This is a genomic window from Nocardia carnea (assembly GCF_029869215.1).
GTDB lineage: Bacteria > Actinomycetota > Actinomycetes > Mycobacteriales > Mycobacteriaceae > Nocardia > Nocardia carnea_B.
The window spans coordinates 1-20,095 of sequence record NZ_JARWPM010000236.1 but is presented as its reverse complement, the minus strand read 5'-3'; the positions used below and the strand labels follow the sequence as shown (position 1 = coordinate 20,095).

Genomic DNA, 20,095 nt, shown 5'->3' with positions numbered 1-20,095 from the left:
TGTGCGCTTTCTCGGTCAAGGTGTGTACTCGGTCGACTCGGCCAGTGCGCGCCGCAGCAATTTGCCCACCGCGCTGCGTGGCAGCTCCGATCGTGTCTCGATCGCGCGCGGGATTTTGAACTTCGCTAAATGCGGCTGCAGAAAATGCCGCAGATCCTCGACGGTGACCTCGACGTCTGTAACGAGCACGGCCGTGATCACCTCTCCCCACACCGGGTGAGGTCTTCCCACCACGGCCGCCTCCCGGATCCCGGGATACTGGGCGATCAGGTGCTCGACCTCTGCGGGATCGACGTTCTCACCGCCGGTGATGATGGTGTCCTTGGACCGTCCGGTCACCCACAGGTCACCGTCCTCGTCGAGGTATCCACGATCCCCCGTGATCAGCCACTCCCCCACGAAGGCAGCCGCGGTGGCCTCGATGTTGCGCCAGTATCCGGACGCCAGATGCGGGCCGCGAACCCAGATATCCCCGACCGCGCCGGTAGCACAGTCGATACCTTGCGGCGAGACGATGCGCAGATCGGTCAATAGCGCCGCTGGTCCCGAGGATCCTGACTTCGACGAGCCCTCGTCGCGCCTGCGGAAACTGACCGACGGGCCTGCCTCGGTCATGCCGAAGCTCGGCAGTACCGGCACCCCTCGACCGGACCACGTCGCCACCAGCGCCGGAGGCATCGGCGCCCCACCGCCGAGGACCCACCGCAAGCTCGACAGGTCGGCGAGGTCGAACCCCTCCGACCGAGCCATCAGCGCCAGCATCGACGGCACCGCGAACATGGTGGTCACCCGATGCCGGCAGATCTGGTCGAGACACCGGAGCGCATCGAAACCTCGATCGATAACCACCGTCCCGCCCTTGTACAGCGTGCTGACTGCCAACGTGTTCAGTGCGGCGGTGTGGGACAGGGGCGTGTTCACCAGCGTGACATCGTCGGAAACGATATCGAGACCCAGGAGCGTGTTGAGGCTGTTGAACCACAGCGCCCGATGGCTGAGGATCACCCCCTTTGGACGGCCCGAGGTACCCGAGGTGTAGACGATCAGGGCGGGATCTTCGGGATCGGACCGATGGACGTCCACCACCGTGTCGGCACCCGCCGGAATCACGTCCAGCGAGGTGCCGCTAGTGGGTGCGAGCAGATACAGCGCAATGTGGGGACCGATATCGCCGGCGAGGCGATCGGCCGTCTCTGCGGACACCAGCACCACCCGCGCGTCGAGGTCGTCGACGATATGGGTGAGTTCCTCGACGGTGGAGGCGACCCCCACCGGGGCGAACACGGCTCCGATGCGGGAGCAGGCGTAGAGCGCTACCAGCATTTCGGGACGGTTCTCCGAGAAGCACACCACGCGGTCGCCCGGAACGACTCCGCGCCGGCTCAGGAACTGCGCCGCCGCGTGAATGCGATCTCGCAGATGGCCGTAGCTCCAGCACCGGTCCTCGTGCACAATGGCCACCCGCTCGGGCTGACGTTCGGCACGACGCTCGACCAGTTCCCCGTACCGGGGCACCATCGCTGCGAACGGGTTGTCGCCCGGCGCGGGGGCAGTGCTGTGTGTCATCGCAAGGTCTCCACTCAGATCGGGTAATGACGATGCTCGGACGAGACGGTGACCCAATGCAGTTCGGTGAACTCCTCGAGCGAGGCCTGCGAACCGAACCGGCCGTACCCGCTGGCCTTGACACCGCCGAACGGCATCTGTGCCTCGTCGTGCACCGTCGCTCCGTTGATATGGCAGATACCGGATTCGATCCGGCGGGCCACCCGCAGCCCGAGGTCCGTATCGGCGGTGAACACCGCAGCGGACAACCCATACTCCGAATCATTGGCCACGTGCACCGCTTCGTCTACACCGTCGACAACGATGATCGGCGCCACAGGGCCGAAGGATTCCTCACGGTAGATCCGCGCATCGGATCCGACTCCGTTCAGCACCGTGGGCGGGTAGAACAATCCATCGGGTTCACCACCGGTGAGCACCGTCGCGCCGTGCGCGACTGCGTCCTGGACCAAGGCATGCACGTGGGCGACCGCGGTCTCGTGGACGAGCGGACCGAGCTGGGTCCCGGGATCCTGCGGATCGCCGACAACCAGTGCCCGGGCGCGTGCGGCGAGCTTCTCGGCGAAGGGTTCGGCCACCGCGCGATCGACGATGATCCGCTCGGTGGACATACAGATCTGGCCCTGGTTCATGAACGCCCCGAACGATGCGGCCGCGACGGCCTCGTCGAGGTCGGCGTCGGCCAAGACCAGAAACGGTGCTTTGCCACCGAGTTCGAGCACCGAGCGAGTCAAGTGCCGGCCCGCCAGCTCACCGATTCTGCGTCCGACGCGGGTCGAGCCGGTGAAGTTGACGCACCGCACAGCCGGGTGCGCGATCAGTGCTTCGACGACTTCGGGGGCGTCCTCGGCGGCGTTGGTGATCAAGTTGACCACTCCGGCCGGGGCGCCGGCGTCGACGAGGCACTGCACGATGGCCGCGTGGGTGGCCGGAGTTTCCTCCGACGCTTTCAGCACGACGGTGTTACCCAGCGCCAGCGGCATCGCGATCGCCCGGACTCCGAGGATGATCGGGGCATTCCACGGCGCGATCCCCACCACGACACCCAGCGGCTTCCGCTCGGCCAGTGCGGTCATCCCCGGCACATCCGACGGAATCACCTGCCCGACAGTGGAATAGACCTGAGCTGCGGCCTCGCGCAGCATGCCGGCGCCGAGCTTGACATTGAAACCGCACCACGCGGCCGCCGCGCCCATCTCCCGCCCCATCGTCGCGGCGATCTCCGCGCTCCGGTGCTCGAGCAGTTCGGCGGCGCGTTCGAGGATCGTCCGGCGGGCGGCCGGGGCCAGCCCGGCCCAGGAGGGTGCGGCCTCGGCGGCTGCGGTTGCGGCACGGACGGCGTCGGAAGCTGCAGCGGCTGCTACCCGGGCGATTTCCTGCCCGGTCAGGCGCTGAGACTTGACGAAGAAGCGTCCCTTTTCCGGGGCGGTCGCGGCGCCACCGATATGCAAATTCACCGTGGCGACGTGAGCTGGACTGGTCATCGGCGTGCTTCCTGATCCGAGTTCGAGTAGGTCTCCAGGCCGGGCCGGTAGGTCTTGGTATCGAGGAACTCTGTCATACCCTGTTCCCGGGCATCGGCATCGAACAGGATCGCCTGGTCGTGCTTGGCATACAGGAAGTCTTCTGCCGCCTCCCACGACATCAAGCGCGAGTGCCGGAAACCGATCTTGGTGCAGCGCACCACCCACTGGCTCAGCGACGTCAGCTTCAGTGCCAGTTCGATGGTGCGTTCGCGCAACTGCTCGGCTGGCACGGCCTCGTTGACCAGCCGCATCTCTGCGGCGCGGCGGCCGTCGAACGGTTCACCGGTCATGATGTGGTACATCGCGTCGCGAGTGGGGATGGTCTCGGCGAGGGCCCGGGTCACGAGATTACCCGGGGTGACACCCCAATTGACTTCCGAGAGACCGAAGGTCGCGTCCTCGGCGGCGATCGCCAGATCACAGGACACCAACGGGACAAAGGCACCACCGAAACACCAGCCGTTGACCATCGCGATGGTCGGCTTGGTGAAGTTGTACAGCTTACGGAACTGCCAGTTCGTGCCCTCGCCACGTACCCGGTGCTGTACCGCGCGCGGTTTACCGTCGGTTTCCCGGAAGTACTCCTTGAGATCCATGCCCGCGGAGAACGCTTCACCAGCACCGGTGAGAACCACCACGGCGCACCGGTCGTCGTCCTCGAGCCGATCCAGTGTGGCGAACATTTCCCGGTTCAGCGCCGGGTTCATCGCGTTGCGCTTATCGGGCCGATTGAGGCTCACCCACGCGATGCGGTGTTCGTCGAATTCGACCGTGACCGTGTTACCCCACGGCTCGTTGTCGGTGTCGATGGTCATCAGATCTCCCTGGGGAACTCGGAACGGTCGCCGGCCGGGTGCTCGATACGAGGACCACCCCGGCATGTAAGAATCTCTGATATCGAAGGTATCAGAGACTCTGATAACCTGTCAATCGTGAACGGAGACTCGGATGACGAGGAGCTCGGCGCTCACCCTGCCACGGGGCCGCGCGTGACCTACCTGGTGAAACGCCTCGAATCCGCCGTGCGTCGCGACCTCGACGACGGACTGCGCAACCACGGGCTCACCACACCCCAATACGCCGCACTCAGCATTCTGGGCGTGCATCCGGGCATGTCCTCGGCGCAGCTCGCCCGGCGGGCCTTCGTCACTGCGCAGTCGATGCAGGTCATGGTGGCGGGGTTCGTCCGGTCCGGCTACGTCGAGCGCCGGCCACAGCCGGGCAATCAGCGCATCCTGTGCAACTACCTGACCGACGCAGGGCACGACGCCCTCCGCAAGTGCGAACAAGCAGCCGACACCGTCGAAAAGAAGATGCTCGACGGGCTCGACACCGCGGCGGTTGCCGACCTGCGGGAGGCCCTCGGACGTTGCGTCCGCAATCTCGCCGGCAGTTGACTCCGCAGCCCACCACCAGGATGAATGCCAGGGCAAGCTGAGCTCATGGCCGGCACAAGAATGCCCCGCGTCACCCCCTCATCGGGTTACGCGGGGCATTCCCATGGGCCGCGGCCGGTGCTACGTCACGTCACCTGCCATCGCGAGAACCGCTCCTGGACCAGCCGCAGGAGTTGGTCCACCACCACCGCGACGACAATGGCTGCCACGGTCGCCGCCCAGACCATATTCACGTTGAAACTGTTCTGGCCGCGCACCATGAGATACCCGAGCCCTGAACTCGCCCCGGTGAATTCGGCAACGATGGCAGCCTGGATTGCGAAACCGAAGGTGATACGCGCGGATGTGCCTACCCACATCACCGCTGCGGGCAGCCGCGTATCTCTGATGACCTGCCAGCGATTCGCGCCGAGAATCCGGGCATGGTGCCGCACATCGATATCGACATCGGCCACACCCGCGGCCGTGCTGACGATGATGACGAAGACGATCACGAAGGCGACATGGACCATGCGGGAACCAACCGAGTATCCCAGTGCCACCGCGAAGAAAGGGTAGAACACCAGCCGAGGGAAGCCCTGCCAGAAGGAAACGAACGGCGTGATGACCTTGTTCACCGCGTCGAAAGTGCCTGCGATCGTGCCGATGACGATTCCCGTTATCAGGGCCGCGAGGTACCCGGCGACGGTAACGAACACGGTCACGAACGTATTGCTGACAAGAGTGCCGTCTGTGAGCCACCCGGTGAGCGTGTCGAGGATCTTCGATGGTGTCCCGACCACGAACGAGTCGATGACACCGGCTCGCACCGACCACTCCCAGCCCAGCAGTACTGCAACCACGAAACCGATCTGGGAAGCGACGAGGGCCGCGGTCCGAATTCCCCTGCGGTTCTCGGTCAGAACAGCCGCCATTGGGTGTACCTCCGTTCCAGGACGGACAATCCCTTGTCCGCTGCGAGCGAGATGAGCGCGATCACCACGGCAGCTGAAACCAGCAGTTCGGGCATACCGAGAATGTTGCCTCGGGACAGATAGGACCCGAGCCCGACCGACCCGGCGAGGTACTCGGCGACCGCTGCCCCGAGGACGGCCCAGATGGCAGCCAATCGCAGGCTGGTCATCAGCCATCCGGTCACCGCCGGGATGTACACCGAGGTCGCCAAGGCGGAGCCGCCGGCACCGAGGATCCGCGCGTTCTCGGCGTAGACAGGGTCGATCGTCGACAGACCGTTGAACACGTTGAGGTACACGATCAGGAAGATGAGGGATGCGACGAACAGCGCGGCCGACGTCGTCCCGATTCCGAACCACAGGATGAACAGCGGCGCGAGCGCGATCCGCGGAATCGCGTTGGCTACGACGAGAAATGGCGAAAGGAAACGGCGCACCAGCGCGAACGGCCACGACAGCGCGACGCACAGGCACGCGGCCGAAACACCGACCACGAAACCGATCGCCGCATTCGTCAGCGTCACCACTACATCGCTCCAGAATTGCGCGTCGGCAACCCAGGACAAGATCTGTTCCGCGACCATGGCCGGCGACCCGATCAGGGGTTCGGCAGCAGGTGACAGGCTCACGACCGCCTGCCAACCCACGAGGAGTACCACCCAGAGGAGCACCCGAGCGGTCGGGATCCATAAGGACCTCCGGGTCGCCTTCAAGGCTTCCCCGGAATCAACAACTGTGGCGGTGGTTACGGTCACGACCGACCGCCCGTACGGGGAAGGACGACCTGTTCTCGCAGGTCATCCCAGAGCTGGGAGTGTATTGCGGTGAACGCGCTGTCGAACCGCAGTTCGAGCAGGTTGCGCGGGCGGTCGATCGGCACTGTGCGATCTGTCAGCACTGTGCCGGGCCCGCGTGTCATCGTGACGACTCGGTCGGCGAGGCCGACTGCCTCCTCGAGATCGTGCGTGACGAAAACGACGGTCTGGCGTGTTTCCTCCCAAAGCGCCAAGAGGTCGTTCTCCATGAGGTTGCGGGTCTGCGCATCGAGCGCGCTGAACGGCTCGTCCATGAGGAGAACTCGCGGTCGCAGCACGAGACTGGCAGCAATCGCAACACGCTTGCGCATTCCGCCCGACAACTGGTGCGGGTAGGAGTTTTCCGACCCTTCGAGACCGACTCGGCTGAGCCATCCACGCGCTTCGTCGTTGGCTTCCTTCTTCGGCGTGCCACGATAACGGAGGCCGAGCGCAACATTCTGCACGGCGGTCCGCCAAGGCAGTAGTGCATCACGCTGGAACACGAAGCCGACGTCGGGATGTGGGCCCTGGCGCGCGTCGACCGGGGTTCCGAGCACCTGCACCTCACCTGAGTGCGGTGGACGCAGTCCGGCGATCATGTACAGGATGGTCGACTTGCCGCATCCCGATGGACCGACAATGGTGACAAACTCACCATCTTCGATGGACAGGTTGACATCTTGGACCGCGGTCCGGACTCCGTTCTTTGTGGCGTACGCCTGCGTGAGATTGCGCAGTTCGATCGCAGCAGTGCTGCTCGCCTCGCTCCGCTCAGCAACGCTCGATTCGCGGGTGGAGAACATGGTTTACCTTTCGTATCGCGAAAACTACGCAAGTCCTGCAGGCGTTTGCACGCCGAGCCGGCCGTATGCCTCTAGTACGTATTTGTTGTCGAAGGTGCCCGGTTCGGGCTCGTAGCTGTCCGGCACGACATCGACCAATTTCGCGCCGGTAACCGTCTGCTCGATCTCCTCCGCCGAGAAGCCCCCCGTGGCCCGGGTGAAGCCTGACTGCGAATATTCCCACTGCCGGTCCCAGGTCGACCCGACGGCCTCCTTGAACCCTGCGGGCATATCGTTCAGTACCTCGTCGGCGGACGTCGAGGCACTGATCTCGGCCAGCTCGGAGACGATCGATGTCACGACTTCCTGGGTGAGGTCCGGATGGCGCTGCAGGAAGCGTGGTGATGCGGTGAGTACCGAGTTGAGCTGGTGCGCGATCGGCAGCGAATCGTCTGCTTGCGGGTTGGACACCAAGTAGGCCGTGCCCGATTCGACCGCTTCCGCGGAGTTCGCCGGCGAGGTGGACAGGATATCGGCACGATCGGAGGCAAGCATCGCCTGGGTTTCCGACCCACTTCCCAGCGGCATGCGTTGTTGGTCCTCCCATACCAAACCCGCATCCTCGGCGGTCAAGCGAGCGCTGATCTCGGAGATCGAGCCGACGCGGGTGAACGCCCAGCGCTGGCGATCGAACTTTGCCACGTCGGTGTTGTTCTCCCGTTGGAGAGCGCTGCGGGCGATGACCTGCTGAGAAGGGCCGTCGAACATGTTCATCAACGGCACCAGCGCACCACCCTGCGCGTTCACTCCGAGAACCGAGCTGCCGGGCAGGATAGCGATGTCGACGGAGCCACCCGCCAGCGCGGCCACCAGGTTGGAACCCGAGGGAATCGTCTCGATGGAAAGTTCGATCCCGCGCCGCTCGAGGACCTCGGACAGCGCGCCCGCCTCACCCGTCCCGGCGTAGAAAGCAGCGAAGGTTACGTCGCTGGAGAACAAACCGACCCTCAGTTCGTCGGGGTCCTCCCCCGCGTTCGTGCTCGCGCAGCCGGTCAGTGCTACCGCAACCGCAGCAGCAACGCCGGCGATGGCGAAGCGGGTTCTCGAATTCGGCATGGGTACTCCTGAATGGGGATGTGACGTGGATTACGCCGAGATGAGCATATATTCGCAGTCTCCCTAACGGTCGTCAAGTGTCATGACAAATATTATTGTGTAAACCGCAGTTCACCAGGGAAGACACCACGTCGCGGCGGCCGCAATGAACCTTAAATATCACCTTGCTTGACGTTCGACACTTCAGGTGCGATTCTTTTTCCGGGTGCTGAGAGCTGCGTCACCTACCCATCCGCCAGCCGCACCATCCGTGCCACCTACGTCCGCACCCCTCCGTCCCATCTTGTCCACTACACCTCCACCAAGCAGGAACGAAGCGCCGGCATCGACCGGCACGGCGTGACATCAGAGAGGAATCGACCGTGGCAGAACACGCGGGCTCGCAGGACCTCCTGGTGACTCTGCTGGGCACCTACTTCTTCGGGCAGCGCAAGCCGATCCCGTCGGCATTTCTCGTTCGCCTCCTGGAGGAGTTCGACGTCACCGAGATCGGGGCCCGCAACGGATTGAGCCGGGTGACCAAACGCGGACTACTCGAGGTGAGCAAGCCCGGCCGCTCGACCTATTACCGGCTCTCCGACAGCGCACACGAGCACCACGCCGAGAGACTCAGTGAAATCGTCGACTTCGGCGGTCGGGCCACAACCTGGGACGGCACTTGGTCGATCGTGATGTTCTCCGTCGCGGAGAAGAATCGCTCGCAGCGCCACCTGATCCGGCACAGGCTCGACGCGATGAGGTTCGCGACTCTGTACGACGGCGTCTGGGTCAGGCCCGGGCCACCGCCTACGCCGCTGAAGGCCACTCTGGAGTCCTTGGAACTGCAGAAGGCCACGGTGATCGCCGGCGCCCGCATCGAAGAACACTTCGGGCTCGGTGACCCCATCCGCGCCTACTCGTTCGAGCACCTGGAAGAACGCTACAAGAGCTTCATCACCACCTTCGCCCCCCTGCTGGAGCGAGTCGACGTCGGCACGGTCGGTGCCGCAGAAGCACTAGTCCAGCGGGCACGGGTGATGCAACAGTGGCGGTTCTTCCCCGATCACGACCCACTCCTACCCCCAGAGATCCAGCCACCCCAGTGGCCGCTACGACAGGCCCGCGACATCTTCGTGGGCATCTACGACGGCTTGGCCGAACTCGCCGACCTCCGGTTCCGGCAGCTCCTCGACGAATACGAACCAGCTCTTTCCACCGACGTCCGCTCCCTCAGGAGCGCAGAAATCCGCCTCATGGCGATACCGGCAAAGGAAATGGGCCCGCTGACCGGCATGCCCTGACCAATCGAAACGAAGGACATCAGATGACCCGATCAGAAGAACAACAGCACCACGGCACTGCGGTCGTGCTCGCGGTGGGCGATATCGGCCCGGACCGCGACGATGCGGGAGAACTGTTCGAGCCGACCCGAGAACTGCTTCGCTCCGCGGACATCACCTTCGGCCAGTTGGAGTTCGTGCTGGCCGAGAGCGGCGAACGGTTGCCTCAGGTGCGTCACACGGTCAAAGGTGATCCAGCGGCGGCTCGAGCACTGGCCGACAACGGATTCGACGTGATCTCCTTCGCCGGGAACCACTGCATGGACTTCGGAGCCCGAGCAATGCTCGAGACGATCACGAACCTGCGTGCGGCGCACCTGCACCCTGTCGGGGTGGGGGCGAACATCGACGAAGCACGACAACCTGCTGTCCTCCCCGCCTCCGGCGGCGAGGTGTCAGTGCTCTCGTACAGTTCGATCCTTCCCCACAGTTTCTGGGCGACCGAGAACCGGCCCGGCTGCGCTCCGATGCGAGCTTTCACTTTCTACGAGCAGGTCGAGCACGATCAGCCCGGTACGCCGGCGCGCATCCACACCTTCGCCCACCGTGACGATCTCGCGGCGCTGCGCGCCGATATCACCCAGCAGAAGTCCGCAGGCCGGTTCGTCATCGCCTCGTTCCACTGGGGCATCCATTTCATCCCCGCCGAGATCGCGGACTACCAGCGGGACGTGGCTCGAGCCGCCGTGGATGCCGGCGCGGACGTTGTCATCGGCCACCACTCACACATCCTGAAAGGTATCGAGATCTACAAGGGTGTCCCGATCTTCTACAGCCTTGCCAACTTCGCGATGGACACGAGGATCACTCCGGAGCATGTCGCGTCGAAATCGTTTCAGGAGATTCTGGCCCTCAACCCCGAGTGGGTGCCCAACTACGAGTCGACCTTCAACTTTCCCCCGGACTCCCGCAAGACGATCATCGCGAAATTCGTCATCACGGATGGCCGCCTCACCGACTACGGGTTCTTCCCGGGGTGGATCAACGACAACTCCCAGACCGAACAGCTGACACCGTCCGATACCCGTTTCGCGGATGTCGTGGACTACATGACATCCGTGACCCGGCAGGCCGGACTGAGCACAGAGTTCCGGACGGACGGAGATTTCGTACGTCCGGAAGTCGTCACCGCCGAGGCTCAGCCGTGACCTGGTCGTCAACGGCCGCAGTCACGGCCGAGCTTGCCGATTTCATCGCCGGCACAACATGGTCGGATGTGCCCGCGGAGGTGATCGACAAAGTGACCCTGCACGCCGCCGACGGCATTGCGGCGATGATGGCGGCCAGCGCACGGCCGTGGACCGAAGCCGCCCGCTCGCTCGCCCGGCGAGAGAGCGCGGCCGGGCACAGCGCGATCATCGGCCACACCGCTCGGCTGCGCCCGGGACCGGCAGCCTTCGTCAATGCCACCGCGCTGCATGGACTGGAGCTCGACGACTACCACGTCCCGGCCGCCGTCCACGCCGGCTGTGTCGTCGTACCCGCCGGAATCTCGGTGGCCGAGGAGATCGACGCGCGCGGACGGGACCTGCTGACCGCCTTGGCGGTCGGATACGAGGTGACCATTCGGCTGGGGCTGGCGATGTCCCCTGAAATCACCCAGGACCGCGGCTTCCACGTCACCAGCAGCTTCGGCCCGCTCGGCGCAGCAGCTGCAGCTGCCAGCCTGTGGCAGCTGGACCCCACTCGGACGCAGCATGCCCTCGGCCTCGCTGTTGCGCAGGCAGGGGGAACGACCGAGTTCACCCGGTCAGGCGGAGAGGTCAAGCGACTGCATGCCGGCTTCGCTGCTGCCGCGGGTATCCGCAGTGCGGAACTCGCTCAGCATGGTGCTACCGGCCCCGATCATCCCATCGAAGGTGACCGAGGGTTCGCGAGGTCATTCGGCGGGCGGCGGGTCGAGCTCGACCGTCTCACCGACGGCCTCGGCGAAACTTGGCACTGCGACGGATTGGGCATCAAAGCCTGGAGCACCTGCACAGGCAACCACGCCGCCCTCGCAGCGCTGGGCACGCTACAGGCCCAAGGCTTGCGCACCGAGGAAGTCGAAAGCGTCCGCATCTATACCGATCGCACCACCGCCGCCCATTGTGGGCACCTGGGGCCTCGAGTTCGAAGTCTGACAGAGGCGCAATTCAGCCTGCACGTCACCGCCGCCATGGCCATCGCACTTGGCGGCAACGATCCTTCGCACTACGACCTACTGGAACGCTCCGCGTTCGAGATTCCCGAGGTGACCCGGGTTGCCACCAACACGAACGTTCTCGTCGGAGAAGAACAGGACCGTGCATTCGCCCACGGCTTGTCCGCCCGCGTCGAGGTAACTCTGCGAAACGGAGCGCAGGTCGAGGCGTCCGCATCACCACCGGGGTCCCCCGAGAACCCATTCGACTGGCCCGAACTGTTGGAGAAGATGTACCGATCCGCTGCCGGGTATGCGGGAAAGGCAGCCATCGACGACATGGTTACCGGCGTCAGAAAGTGGCAGCTGCCGGCTTCACGAGTGCGCGGGGCTCTGCCGAGACCAGCCCCCGGCAGTCCAGGTTCTGTGTAGCCACAGCGGAGTCCCGAGGAAGGCTCTTGTCACAAACATACTAACATGTTAGCATCTTTGTGATGCACGACACATGATGTCCATCACTCATCAGGTTCTTGCGCACCCTGTTGCGTCCCGGCCATCGGGCGCCATGACTCGGACGCGCACATCGAAGGGCCTCAGCACAGGAAGAATCAGTATGGGAAATGCCCTGTCTCGATTGGTCCGCACCGGACTGTCGCTGACCGCAGCCGTCGCGGTGCTAGGCGCCTGCGCAACCACCGCGCAGGACAGTGCTGCGCCGCCGATCGGCGGAAGCGACACCCTCTTCGCCAAGCTCCCGCAGGAGATTCGGGACGCCGGCGAGCTTCGGGTGGCGGCAGACGCCCATCCCCCGTACCGAATCGTCGAACCGAACGGAAAGATCACCGGGATTGATGCGGACGTATGGGATGCGCTCAGCGGCGAACTCGGGATCCCCGTCAAGTTCGAGTCCGCGGCTTCTTTGCCCGCCATTCTCAGCGGGCTGGGCTCCGGCCGCTACGACGCATACAACGGCCCACTCGCGGTGTCACCACAGCGTGAAGAGGCTCTGGACATGGTGACCTGGCTCCAGGAGAGCATCAGCTATCTCTACGAGACCGGCGGCAGTACCGGAGTCTCGACGATTGCCGACGTATGCGGCAAACGGGTCGGGCACGGTGTAGGCAACATTGTGGAGGACATGCTGCCCAAACTCGGTGACTGGTGTGTCGACCAGGGACGCGCAGCACCGACGGCAATGCCTCTCAAAGACACCAGCACAACCGTGCTCGCGCTCTCCTCCGGTCAGATCGATATCGCGGCGATGACGGAATCGGCCGCGCTCGACCTGATCCGGGCCCAGGAAGACAAGTACGACTATGTGACCCAAGGGCCGGAGCAAGGCGCCCAGATATTCCTGGACGCCGTCGTCAGTCCGAAGGGAAGCGGCCTCGCCCCAGTCCTGCTCGAGGCATGGCAGCGGCTGTTTGCAAACGGCGGCTACGAAGAGATCATCCAGAAGTGGGGCCTGGAGAACGAGCGGATCGATGCCCCGCAGCTGAATCCCATGTCAGGGCAGACGGAATGAAGAGCGCGAGCGCAGTGACCACCCGGATCGCCGGGGCGGGCGCGGCAGCGGCCCTGCCTGTGGATATCGCCGATGCCAAACGCCGCATCCATCCCTGGCGGATCGCCACCTCCATCCTCGTCGTCGTCGCCGCGCTACTCCTGATGCGTTTCGCCGCGACGAACCCGAAGTTCGAATGGCCCACGGTGGCCGAGTATTTGTTCGACCCTTCCGTACTCCGCGGGCTGTGGATGACACTCGCGCTGACGGCCATCTGCATGACCGCCGGCTGCCTGCTCGGTGTCCTCGTCGCCGCCGGCCAGCTCAGCGAGGTCACAGTTGCCCGCGCAGTGTCGAAGCTGTTCGTCACTGTGTTCAGGGGTGTGCCACCGCTGGTACAACTCATCTTCTGGTTCAATCTCGCCTACCTTGTGCCCTCCGTAGAACTGAGCATCCCCGGGATCGGGGTCGTCTTCTCCGGCGCCACCAATACGTTCATGACGCCTTTCGTCGCCGCGATCATCGGTCTGTCGCTGCACGAGGCGGCCTATATGGCCGAGATCATTCGGGCGGGCATCCTGTCGGTGGATCAGGGCCAGACGGACGCCGGCAAGGCAATGGGTTTCACGAGCGGACGAGCGTTCCGGAGGATCGTTCTGCCACAGGCCATGCGCGTAATCATCCCTCCGACCGGTAGCCAGCTCATAGGACTCCTGAAGGGAACATCCCTGGTGAGCGTGATCGGCATGACCGATCTATTGCTTTCGGTTCAACTCATCTACAACCGCAACTACGAAGTGGTGCCGCTGCTCGTCGTCTCCGTCTTCTGGTACCTCGCGGTCGTGACCCTGTTGTCCGCGGTCCAGCGGCGGATAGAGATCCGGTTCGGACAGGGACACGCGAACACCCCGTCCCGCAGCGTACGTCGTCTGATGAAAGGACAAGCACGTTGACCGAATCCGAAACCGGCTCCGCCGCTTCCCCGTTGGACGGCCCGACTACGCGCCCGGTGCTGCAGGTGCGCAACCTGAGGAAGTCGTTCGGCGCCGTTGCCGTGCTCGACGGCGTCGATATCGATCTTCACGACGGCGAAGTACTCGCGGTCCTCGGTCCGTCCGGTTCGGGTAAGTCGACCCTGGTCAAGTGCATCCACATGCTGGAGAGTCTGGATGGCGGCAGCGTCACCCTGGACGGCGAGCTCCTGGGCTACGAGGAACACCGAGGGCGGCTGCGCCCGATGAGCGAGCGTGCCATCGCACAACAGCGGTCGCGCATAGGGATGGTGTTCCAGCACTTCAACCTGGTGCCCAACTGGACCGCGCTGCGCAACATCACCGAGCCCGCGATACGAGTACACAAGCACCCCCGGGCCGAGGCGGAAGAGCGTGCCCACCATCTCCTGCGCGAGATGGGCTTGTCCGGCAAAGAACGTTCATATCCGCGGCAGCTCTCCGGCGGCCAGCAGCAGCGAGTGGCCATCGCCCGAGCCATCGCCACCCAGCCACGCGTCCTGCTGTTCGACGAACCCACGAGTGCACTCGATCCCGAGTTGGTCGGAGATGTGCTCGCTGTCATCAGACGGCTCGCGGACCGCGGCCGAACCATGGTCGTAGTCACCCACGAGATGGGTTTCGCCCGCGAGGTTGCCGATCGCTGTGTGTTCATGGCGGACGGCCGGGTTGTCGAGACCGGCCGGCCGGGCGAGTTCTTCGGCAATCCACGCAGCGACCGCCTCCGAGCCTTCCTCGCCCGGCACCGGAGCGACCAGCACGAGCGGCCGGAACCCGCTGCGCAGGCCCCGGCGTGAAGCACCCGGACGAGGGCCGTCCTCGAAGCGCAACCCCATCTCCGCGGACGGCACTTCGACTACGACGGGTTCAGGTAGGTGGTTTGGACGGACGCCAGATCGACATCGCCGGCTGTGACCATTGTGTCGGTCCGGATCACCGTGCGGCCCGCCTTGATGAGTCGAGCGGTCGCAAGCGCTGTCCCGCTGCGCGTGTTTCCGAGAAGATGCACCGACGAGGTGATCGCCAAGGGAAACCCCTCTCGCACGTAACGCATGGCCAGGAAAGTCCCCGCGATATCAGCCAACCCGAACAGCGACGCGGCAGAGAACACCCCTGTGGGCTGAGCGAGTTCGGGACGCCACTCCATACTCAGCACCACCTCGTGGTCGTCGCCCCGCACCGGAGCGAGGCCGAGTGTGACCGCCATATCGGGCCGACCGCCGAGTAACCGGCGGAACGAGTCTTCGAACGAAGGTTCGGACATACCTGCATTTCCTAACTGTAATGTTAGAATGTTAGCGGAAGGATCAAAGTCCAATGACTGAACGGGTCGAACCCCCCACGGACGCCTTGGCGACAGCGTGGACCGTGCCCGAACTCGCCGCCCGACGTCACCACGACTCCGGTGGTATGGTGGTGGGTTACGTATCGAACAACGTTCCCCGCGAACTGATCGCCGCAGCCGGCGCATTCGCATTCGAAGTCCGCGGTGCACCTGATCGGTCACCCGAAGCCGGCGATACCTATATGGAAGACTTCCACGACGGTCACGTCCGAAGCATCTTCTCGAGAATCCTCGAAGGCGACTTCGATTTCGTGGACCTGCTGGTGATACCGCGAAGCACGGAGGCGTACCTCCAGCTCTACTACTACCTACTCGAAGCGCGGAAATGGGAACCGGACCGCCGGTTTCCGGCCATCCACCTCTTCGACGTTCTCCAGACTCCGTTCTGGCACAGCGGTCGTTACGTACGCGCACAGGTCGAAGCGCTCCGGCAACGGATCGGGGAGCTCAGCGGCCGCCCGATCGGCGAGAACGATCTCCGCAGCGGAATCGAAACCGTGAATCGCAGCCGCCGGTCATTGCGCGAACTGAACGACATGCGCCGCAACCGCCCGGACGTCGTCAGCGGCAGCGACCTGCTCCGCACGGCGCGAGCCGTCGGCGGCATGGATCCGCGCGAGCATGCGGACGCCGTCGATGCGCTCGTTCGCGAACGCGGCGCCGCCCCCGCGAATGGGCGGACCCACGGGCCGCGCGTCATGGTAAAAGGCACCCAGCACGACTCGCTTGAGGTCTACACCGTCCTGGAGGAACTGGGAGCGTCCATCGTCGCCGACGACCATCCGACCGGCGAGCGCGCATTCGATCACACCATCGAGGTAGGCGATGGCGGACCGATCGAGGCCCTGACCCATCACTACCAGTTCGACAGCCTGAGCGCTCGCAGTTACCCCCAGAGCCGCCAGGACGAAATCTTCATGCGCATGGTGGCCGATGCCGGAGTCGACGGTGTCGTGTTCTTCCTCGAAGAGAATGACGACACCCTCGGCTGGGACTACCCGGCGCAGAAGAAGCTGCTCGACGAGGCAGGCGTTCCCTCCTGCTATCTCCCGTATCAGCCCTACTTCCAGCCCGATACCCAGCGCCTGCGGACGGCACTCGCGCCGTTCGTCGAAAGCCTGGCCGCGGGTACGGCCGGGACTACCACCGCGTTCGACCCCGAGGAGATGACCGCATGACCTCCGATACCTTGTCTCCGCGCCAGGTGCCCGGCCGCCTCGACAGCTCCCTGCTTGCGGCCGAGAAACAGAAGGCGTGGTTTGCCGACTTCCGCCGGCGCTCGATGGAGAACGGCGAGCCATACATCATCGCCGATGGTGCCGCACCACTGGAGATCGCCCACGTGATGGATATACCGGCGGTGTCGACTGTCTGGTATTCCAGCATCATCGCGGCGAAGAAGCTCTCGCCGCGCTATTTCGAGCTGGCCAACCGGATGGGATATCACCAACGCCTCGCCCGATATGTCAGCCTTCCCCTCTTCAGCACGCTCGACGACGATCCGTCAGCTGCACCGTACGGCGGCCTGCCCACTCCACTGCTCCTGCTGTCCCGGTTTCGTGGCGACTTCAGTCAGCGCATCTTCGAGCAGTGGGCAAATGCGTTCGGTGTCCCCCACTACGCCATCGACTGCACCTCCGTAGCCGAGCTCGGCGGCAACTGGTGGAACGCGAATCAGCACGACTGGGAACAGTTTTTCGGCTCCGACCGGCTCGACCACCAGGTAGACCAGCTGGAGAGCCTGGTCCGGGTGCTGGAGACGCTGAGCGGCAAGACCTTCGACTACACCGAGCTGCGGCACCAGATGCACCTGACGAATGAACTGGGCGAAATCGTCCGGGAGACAGCCGACCTGATCGCCACCGCCGAGCGTCTGCCGGTCTCGCTGAAAGACCAGCTCCCGAATGTCATGACCCCGACGTGGCACCGCGGATCCCAGTGGTCGATCGACCACGCCCGCACCTATCAGGCCGAGGTGCGGGCCCGGATCGACGACGGCGTGGCCATCTGCCCCGGTGAGAAGCTGCGCCTGATGTGGCTGAACAACGGCCTCTGGTTCAATACCGACTTCTATCGCGCGTTCGAGGAGAAGTACGGAGCAGTATTCGTCTGGTCGATGTACACGGACTTCGTCGCGGACGGCTACCGCCGCTACTTCGACGATGATCCGTTCCGTGCACTCGCCGCCCGGCACCTCAGCGTGAACGAACAATTACACCTACCGGGTTGGATGAACGAGTACGTGGTTCAGAAGGCCCAGGATTTCCGCATCGACGGTGCCGTACTTCTGATTTCGGAAGGAGACCGCGCCCAGGCTACGGCGGCCAACTTCTCCAGGCTGGCTCTGGAACGGGCGGGTGTGCCTGTCCATGTCATTCACGCCAACACGGTCGACGAACGCCTCTGGGACGCCGACGCACAGCACCAGGCGATGGAGGAGTTCATCGAAAACAGACTGTTGACGCGCTGACACCGTTCGACCACCCACTGCGGCCGCCGAGCTCATACCCTCGCAGGAGCTCGGCGGCCACAGACACCCGGAAACGGCCCGTCGCCTCGACGGTCGCTGCTCGTACCCATTCACTTACGGGACCCACGTCCCGTTCCAGCCCGAGAGAACGGAATACGCATGGCTCATCCAACCGACACGGGCGCCCGACCTCAGTCCGCGCCCAGACCGCTGGAAGGAGTTGTCGTCCTGGACGTGACACTCGCCCTGTCCGGGCCCTACGCCACCCTGCTACTGGCCGGCCTCGGCGCCCGGGTGATCAAGGTGGAGAACCCCCGAGGCGGTGACGCCGCCCGGGAGAACTCGCCGTACTGCGGCAGGGACGGCGTCGCGCTCAGTCGGAAACACCCCGACGATATGTCCCTGGCAGCCATGAGCCGTATGCGCAACAAGGAATCGGTGACCATCGATCTGAAGTCCGCCGAAGGCAAAGGGCTACTGCTCGGTCTCGCCGAGAAGGCGGACATACTCGTCCAGAACTTCAGCGCCGGCACCATGGAGAAGCTCGGACTGCATTACGACGCGGTGCGCGCGGTCAATCCTGCTCTGGTCTACTGCTCGATCAGCGGTTTCGGATCAGATGCGCCCTCGAGTGCCAAGGCGATGGACTCCATCATCCAGGCGATGAGCGGTGCGATGCTCACCTCGGGCACGCCGGAGGACGATCCGGTTCGGGTCGGATTTCCCATTGCCGACCTCGCGGCGCCACTGTTCGGGGTGATCGGTGTGCTCGCTGCTCTGCATCAAGCGCGCAGGACAGGTGTCGGACAGCACCTGGATGTGTCGATGCTCGGCGCGCTGACATCTCTGGTGTCGGTCGAGCCGTGGGCGGCAATGGAGCATCTCGGAATCCCGCTCCGGACCGGGGCCAGCATGCCGAGGCTGGCCCCGTTCGGCAACTACCGGACCAAGGACGGACACGTAGTGATCTGCGCGCCACTCGATGCCTTCGCTCGCGGGCTGTTCGCCGCGATGGGGCAGGCCGACCTCGTCGAGGACCCTCGTTTCGCCACTCGTGACGCCCGTGTCGAGAACTCCACGGCGCTCGATGCCGCGATCGAAGAGTGGACGTCCGGACTCACCACCGCCGAAGCAGTGGCCGAGTTGCACACCTTCGGTGTGCCGGCCGGTGACGTGCGCGAGCCCCAGACTGCGGTAGCGGACGCAGCGGCGGTCCGGCGGGGCGACACCACACGCCTCGACCATCCGGCGTATCCGCAGGAGATCGCGCTGCACGGTCCGGGCATCCCGATCTCCTTCTCCGGCGCCACAATCGGCTTGGATCGCACGCCGCCGGCGCTTGGTGAGCACACCGACTCCGTGTTGACCGAACTGCTCGGTCTGGATGCGGGCAGGCTGCGTGAGCTGCGCGAAGCCGGCGCGGTGTAAAATTGCTCGTCCGGACAAAACGCGATCACGGCGGTAGGTAGGTGTCGATGCCCACGGAGTTCGTCTCCACTGCCGGCCGGTTGTCCGGTCGTGTCTATGCGCAGGTGAAACAGCGTATCCTCGATGGTCACTACAAACCCGGTGACAGGATTCCGATCGACGAGCTCGCCGTCGAGTTCAGGTCGAGCAAACAGCCCGTGCGCGAAGCAGTCCGGACCCTTGCCGCGGATGGATTGCTCGATATCCAGCCTCAGATCGGGACCATCGTCGCCGAGTACTCGCGCGCGGAGTTCGTGATGTTCTATCGCGTCCTGGCGGGATACGAAGGTGCAGCCGCCGAAGCAGCCGCCCAGAATTGCAGGCCGGAAGATGCCCGGGCCATCCGTGCGCTTCTCGACCGGGAGGTCGAGGGGGCGCAGCTGCGTCGAGCCAATCGCGAGTTCCACACCCGCGTCCACCAGCTCGCGAACTCCCGGCTCATATCCATCCAGAGTCAGCGTATGTGGGATCTGAGTGATTTCCTGCTCGGATCGCTTCCCGAGATGAACCAGGTCCGGGAAGGCGCCGTCCGGCAGCACAAGGACCACGGTGCGATCGTGGACGCGCTGGAAGCGCAGGACAGTGCCCGGGCCGGGAAGCTGATGACCGCGCATGTTCGCGCGCTAGCGGGACGCATAGGGGGGGGCCCGCGAGCGGGGCGTGGGCGCCCCGCCCCCGCCCCGGGCGCCGGGGGTCATAGCGGCCCGGGCGGCGCCCGGGG

The 20,095-nt window shown here is 64.6% G+C and carries 19 protein-coding genes; 11 read left to right on the top strand and 8 right to left on the bottom strand.

Going from position 1 to position 20,095, the window contains the following annotated elements:
* Positions 1–15 precede the first annotated feature (15 nt).
* From QH276_RS16225 to QH276_RS16215, 3 genes are read right to left on the bottom strand one after another with little or no spacing between them, the layout of a single operon-like run.
* Positions 16–1,566 carry a class I adenylate-forming enzyme family protein gene (locus QH276_RS16225; RefSeq protein ID WP_280399762.1) on the bottom strand — a complete coding sequence of 517 codons (1,551 nt, stop codon included), beginning with the start codon at positions 1,564–1,566 and terminating at the stop codon, positions 16–18.
* Positions 1,567–1,580: 14 nt separating this feature from the next.
* On the bottom strand, positions 1,581–3,050 hold the full coding sequence (locus QH276_RS16220) for an aldehyde dehydrogenase (protein WP_280399761.1): 1,470 nt from the start codon (positions 3,048–3,050) through the stop codon (positions 1,581–1,583).
* Complete coding sequence (locus QH276_RS16215; RefSeq protein ID WP_280399760.1) at positions 3,047–3,907, bottom strand: p-hydroxycinnamoyl CoA hydratase/lyase; 861 nt, start codon at positions 3,905–3,907, stop codon at positions 3,047–3,049. Before QH276_RS16215 ends, QH276_RS16220 begins: the two co-directional genes overlap by 4 nt.
* Before the next feature lie 117 nt (positions 3,908–4,024).
* Between QH276_RS16215 and QH276_RS16210 the strand changes: the two genes are divergently transcribed.
* A complete protein-coding gene (locus QH276_RS16210; protein WP_280399759.1) occupies positions 4,025–4,489 on the top strand; it encodes a MarR family winged helix-turn-helix transcriptional regulator in 465 nt (154 codons plus the stop codon).
* 125 nt (positions 4,490–4,614) lie between these two features.
* Here the strand turns inward: QH276_RS16210 and QH276_RS16205 are convergent, their stop codons facing one another.
* The 4 genes from QH276_RS16205 to QH276_RS16190 form a co-directional block, all read right to left on the bottom strand.
* Positions 4,615–5,403 carry an ABC transporter permease gene (locus QH276_RS16205; RefSeq protein ID WP_280399758.1) on the bottom strand — a complete coding sequence of 263 codons (789 nt, stop codon included), beginning with the start codon at positions 5,401–5,403 and terminating at the stop codon, positions 4,615–4,617.
* Complete coding sequence (locus tag QH276_RS16200; protein WP_280399757.1) at positions 5,388–6,089, bottom strand: ABC transporter permease; 702 nt, start codon at positions 6,087–6,089, stop codon at positions 5,388–5,390. The genes QH276_RS16205 and QH276_RS16200 overlap by 16 nt, the downstream gene beginning before the upstream one ends.
* 104 nt (positions 6,090–6,193) lie before the next feature.
* Entirely contained in the window at positions 6,194–7,042 is an 849-nt protein-coding gene (locus QH276_RS16195; protein WP_280399756.1) for an ABC transporter ATP-binding protein, read from the bottom strand.
* Between the two features lie 24 nt (positions 7,043–7,066).
* On the bottom strand, positions 7,067–8,137 hold the full coding sequence (locus QH276_RS16190; RefSeq protein WP_280399755.1) for an ABC transporter substrate-binding protein: 1,071 nt from the start codon (positions 8,135–8,137) through the stop codon (positions 7,067–7,069).
* A gap of 362 nt (positions 8,138–8,499) precedes the next feature.
* Between QH276_RS16190 and QH276_RS16185 the strand changes: the two genes are divergently transcribed.
* The 6 genes from QH276_RS16185 to QH276_RS16160 all read left to right on the top strand — a co-directional run bounded on the left by QH276_RS16185 (position 8,500) and on the right by QH276_RS16160 (position 14,889).
* Positions 8,500–9,417: a PaaX family transcriptional regulator gene (locus QH276_RS16185; RefSeq protein ID WP_280399754.1), complete on the top strand. Its 918-nt coding sequence runs from the start codon at positions 8,500–8,502 to the stop codon at positions 9,415–9,417.
* A 23-nt stretch (positions 9,418–9,440) separates the two neighbouring features.
* Entirely contained in the window at positions 9,441–10,604 is a 1,164-nt protein-coding gene (locus QH276_RS16180; RefSeq protein WP_280399753.1) for a CapA family protein, read from the top strand.
* Positions 10,601–12,010, top strand: coding sequence for an MmgE/PrpD family protein (locus QH276_RS16175; RefSeq protein WP_280399752.1), 1,410 nt, complete (start codon positions 10,601–10,603; stop codon positions 12,008–12,010). The genes QH276_RS16180 and QH276_RS16175 overlap by 4 nt, the downstream gene beginning before the upstream one ends.
* A gap of 181 nt (positions 12,011–12,191) precedes the next feature.
* Positions 12,192–13,103, top strand: coding sequence for a transporter substrate-binding domain-containing protein (locus QH276_RS16170; protein ID WP_280399751.1), 912 nt, complete (start codon positions 12,192–12,194; stop codon positions 13,101–13,103).
* Between the two features lie 14 nt (positions 13,104–13,117).
* On the top strand, positions 13,118–14,035 hold the full coding sequence (locus tag QH276_RS16165) for an amino acid ABC transporter permease (protein ID WP_280399750.1): 918 nt from the start codon (positions 13,118–13,120) through the stop codon (positions 14,033–14,035).
* Positions 14,032–14,889, top strand: coding sequence for an amino acid ABC transporter ATP-binding protein (locus QH276_RS16160; RefSeq protein WP_280399749.1), 858 nt, complete (start codon positions 14,032–14,034; stop codon positions 14,887–14,889). Before QH276_RS16165 ends, QH276_RS16160 begins: the two co-directional genes overlap by 4 nt.
* 59 nt (positions 14,890–14,948) lie before the next feature.
* Here the strand turns inward: QH276_RS16160 and QH276_RS16155 are convergent, their stop codons facing one another.
* Positions 14,949–15,356 carry a PaaI family thioesterase gene (locus QH276_RS16155; protein WP_280399748.1) on the bottom strand — a complete coding sequence of 136 codons (408 nt, stop codon included), beginning with the start codon at positions 15,354–15,356 and terminating at the stop codon, positions 14,949–14,951.
* Positions 15,357–15,409: 53 nt separating this feature from the next.
* Between QH276_RS16155 and QH276_RS16150 the strand changes: the two genes are divergently transcribed.
* The 4 genes from QH276_RS16150 to QH276_RS16135 all read left to right on the top strand — a co-directional run.
* Positions 15,410–16,615: a 2-hydroxyacyl-CoA dehydratase subunit D gene (locus QH276_RS16150; protein ID WP_280399747.1), complete on the top strand. Its 1,206-nt coding sequence runs from the start codon at positions 15,410–15,412 to the stop codon at positions 16,613–16,615.
* Positions 16,612–17,907: a 2-hydroxyacyl-CoA dehydratase family protein gene (locus QH276_RS16145; protein WP_280399746.1), complete on the top strand. Its 1,296-nt coding sequence runs from the start codon at positions 16,612–16,614 to the stop codon at positions 17,905–17,907. Before QH276_RS16150 ends, QH276_RS16145 begins: the two co-directional genes overlap by 4 nt.
* A 159-nt stretch (positions 17,908–18,066) precedes the next feature.
* Complete coding sequence (locus tag QH276_RS16140) at positions 18,067–19,335, top strand: CaiB/BaiF CoA transferase family protein (protein ID WP_280399745.1); 1,269 nt, start codon at positions 18,067–18,069, stop codon at positions 19,333–19,335.
* A 47-nt stretch (positions 19,336–19,382) separates the two neighbouring features.
* On the top strand, positions 19,383–20,095 hold a 713-nt coding region (locus QH276_RS16135; protein WP_280406797.1), incomplete at its 3' end, for a GntR family transcriptional regulator.

Bases quoted from the DNA above. Each gene is read 5' to 3' on its own strand.
- QH276_RS16225 (WP_280399762.1), bottom strand. From the start codon at position 1,566: ATGACACACAGCACTGCCCCCGCGCCGGGCGACAACCCGTTCGCAGCG.
- QH276_RS16220 (WP_280399761.1), bottom strand. From the start codon at position 3,050: ATGACCAGTCCAGCTCACGTCGCCACGGTGAATTTGCATATCGGTGGC.
- QH276_RS16215 (WP_280399760.1), bottom strand. From the start codon at position 3,907: ATGACCATCGACACCGACAACGAGCCGTGGGGTAACACGGTCACGGTC.
- QH276_RS16205 (WP_280399758.1), bottom strand. From the start codon at position 5,403: ATGGCGGCTGTTCTGACCGAGAACCGCAGGGGAATTCGGACCGCGGCC.
- QH276_RS16195 (WP_280399756.1), bottom strand. From the start codon at position 7,042: ATGTTCTCCACCCGCGAATCGAGCGTTGCTGAGCGGAGCGAGGCGAGC.
- QH276_RS16190 (WP_280399755.1), bottom strand. From the start codon at position 8,137: ATGCCGAATTCGAGAACCCGCTTCGCCATCGCCGGCGTTGCTGCTGCG.
- QH276_RS16180 (WP_280399753.1), top strand. From the start codon at position 9,441: ATGACCCGATCAGAAGAACAACAGCACCACGGCACTGCGGTCGTGCTC.
- QH276_RS16170 (WP_280399751.1), top strand. From the start codon at position 12,192: ATGGGAAATGCCCTGTCTCGATTGGTCCGCACCGGACTGTCGCTGACC.
- QH276_RS16155 (WP_280399748.1), bottom strand. From the start codon at position 15,356: ATGTCCGAACCTTCGTTCGAAGACTCGTTCCGCCGGTTACTCGGCGGT.
- QH276_RS16150 (WP_280399747.1), top strand. From the start codon at position 15,410: ATGACTGAACGGGTCGAACCCCCCACGGACGCCTTGGCGACAGCGTGG.
- QH276_RS16145 (WP_280399746.1), top strand. From the start codon at position 16,612: ATGACCTCCGATACCTTGTCTCCGCGCCAGGTGCCCGGCCGCCTCGAC.
- QH276_RS16140 (WP_280399745.1), top strand. From the start codon at position 18,067: ATGGCTCATCCAACCGACACGGGCGCCCGACCTCAGTCCGCGCCCAGA.